The sequence below is a fragment of the Gluconacetobacter sacchari genome (assembly GCF_014174255.1).
In the GTDB taxonomy this organism is placed as follows: domain Bacteria; phylum Pseudomonadota; class Alphaproteobacteria; order Acetobacterales; family Acetobacteraceae; genus Gluconacetobacter; species Gluconacetobacter sacchari.
In genome coordinates, this window is record NZ_JABEQJ010000079.1 from 1 (window position 1) to 2258 (window position 2258).

General features: G+C 63.8%; 2 protein-coding genes. Both read right to left on the reverse strand.

Going from position 1 to position 2258, the window contains the following annotated elements:
- Window positions 1–68 precede the first annotated feature (68 nt).
- The gene (gene istB / locus HLH48_RS22665; RefSeq protein WP_012224962.1) at window positions 69–914 is read right to left on the reverse strand and encodes an IS21-like element helper ATPase IstB; all 846 of its coding nucleotides are present in this window, start codon (window positions 912–914) and stop codon (window positions 69–71) included.
- Window positions 911–2158, reverse strand: a complete 1248-nt coding sequence (istA, locus tag HLH48_RS22670) for an IS21 family transposase (protein ID WP_182999708.1) — start codon at window positions 2156–2158, stop codon at window positions 911–913. The genes istB and istA overlap by 4 nt, the downstream gene beginning before the upstream one ends.
- Between the last annotated feature and the right edge of the window lie 100 nt (window positions 2159–2258).

Below are 2258 nucleotides of genomic sequence, written 5' to 3' on the forward strand. Positions count from 1 at the left end.
TGTAAATGCTGGATGAAAAGTCCGCAAAAGTGCTGGATGAAAAATCCCCAGTTTCTGGTTTCTGGGGATCAGCCAGGGCCTTGATCGTCGGTTTCTCTCCTGGGTGGCCGTCCACGGCGTTTTGGTAGCGGCGGCGGGGTGAGATTGGCATGGGCCCGGGTGTGTTCCGGCACCAGGTCCGCGTGTTGACGCAACCGGTAACTGGCCCCTTCGATCTGCACGACGATGGCATGGTGGAGGAGACGATCGAGGAGCGCGGTTGCCACCACCGGATCGCCGAACACGTCGCCCCATTCGGCAAAGCCCCTGTTGGAGGTCAGGATCATCGATCCCTTCTCGTATCGGGCGTTGACCAACTGGAAAAACAGATTGGCGCCCCCGCTGGTGATCGGCAGGTATCCGATCTCGTCGACGATCAGCAGCGCGGCACGGGCGTAGAAACGGATCTTCTCCGCGAGGCGGCCTTCGCGCTCGGCGCGAGCGAGCGCCTCGATCAGTTCGGCGAGGGTGCAGCGATAGACGCTGCGTCCCGCCTTGACCGCCGCGACACCGATGGCTGTGGCGAGGTGGCTCTTGCCTGTCCCGGGCGGGCCAAGGAAATGGACGACTTCCGCGCGGCCGATAAACTCGAGTTGGGCGATTGCCATGATCCGGTTTCGCTCGAGGGAGGGCTGGAAGGAAAAATCAAAGCTTTCGAGTGTCTTGATCGGCATGAGACGCGCGGTTCGCAGGGCGACGCCGATGCGCCGTCCCTCCCGCAGGCTGAGTTCCTCGGCCAGCAGTTCGTCGATGGCCTCGATCGCGCTGATGTCGCCGCGCTCGAGGCGACCGAGGGTCTGGTCGAGGGTTTCCAGGGCCCGCGCCATATGCAGGTGGACCAGGCTCTGGCGGATGCGTTCGGTCACAGGCGTCATGGCCGATCCCCCGTTCCTGTGGTGGCCAGCCTGCGAGCGACTGCCTCATAGAAAGCGAGGGGCCGGCGTGCGACGTTGGTTCGCTCGGGCGAGGTCCTGATCTGGCGCGCCGCCGGCACGGCCTTGCGGTGCGCAGGATCGACACGGCGCTGGTTACGCCCGTCCAGCACCGGATGGCGGGCGATCATGGCGCCCTCCTCGAAGATCCGGACTTCCGTCGGGTGGTTCTGGATCTCGAGAATGCGCCGTCGAGCGGTATCCGGCACGCTGTAAAGATTGCCGCCGATCGAGACCATGCCCTCGCGGCTGACGCGGCGCTCGACCGTCAGGACGGCGTCATACGGATGAGCCGGCAGGGCGCGCAAATGAGACCGCTCGTCGGCGAAATGTTCCGCGACGATACGACCGGTCGTGGCATGACACCTGGCATTGGCGATGGAGCGCAACCAGTCGTCGAAGCGGGCATTGAGTTCATCAAGGTCACGAAAACTCTGCCCGAGGAAGAAATCCTGCCGGATATACCGGAACGGCCGCTCGACCTTGCCCTTTGTCTTGGCGCGATACGGCTGGCACGCGCGCGGCGCGCTGCCGTAATGGTCGAGCAGAGCGACCAGCGAGGGATTATAGGTGATGACCCCCGTGGGGTCTTCGCCGAGAACCGCGGTTTTCATGCGGTCATAGAGGATCTCGGTGCAGCTTCCGCCCATCGCCTCGAAGGCGGCGATGTGGCAGCGCAGGACGGTTTCCAGGGTCTGGTTCGGGCAGAACCGGCCCCAGAGCCAGCGGCTGTGTCCCAGCACCATGCTGAAAAGCCAGACTTTGCGAGGCGCCTGAGGCTCGGTCAGGAACGTCACCGGAAATTCGGCGAAATCCACCTGCGCCTGTTCGCCAGGAGCGGTCTCGAAACGCCGTTCGAACACCTTGGGCACCTGTGGCCTGACGAGCCGCAGATATTCCGTCAGCGTCGAATAGGCCCCCTCGTATCCCATCGGCGTGATCTCGCGGTGCAGCCGGCGAGCGGAAAGTCCAGGATACGCCTCCAGTCGTCCCAGCAAATAGCTGCAAAAGCGTTCGGCAATGCGCTCGCTCTCCTCGCGGGGGTTGTAGCGCGGGGCCTCAATACCCCGGGCCAGATATCTGCGCACCGTCTTGCGGTCCAGGCCCGTCTGTCGCGCGATCGCGCTGACACCCAGTCCCTGTCGTTTCAATTCGTGGATCAACACAGTCTCCCTTACGCCAATCACCTGCTCGCCCTTCTGCCGGGATGCGCAGGTTATTTGGGGAACGATCGTCCTGGCGGGGGCATGCCCCCGCCAGGACGATCCTCGGTCAAACTGGGGAAAT

What these genes read in the sequence shown, in the direction of transcription:
- istB (WP_012224962.1), bottom strand. Translation starts at nt 914, where the DNA reads ATGACGCCTGTGACCGAACGCATCCGCCAGAGCCTGGTCCACCTGCAT.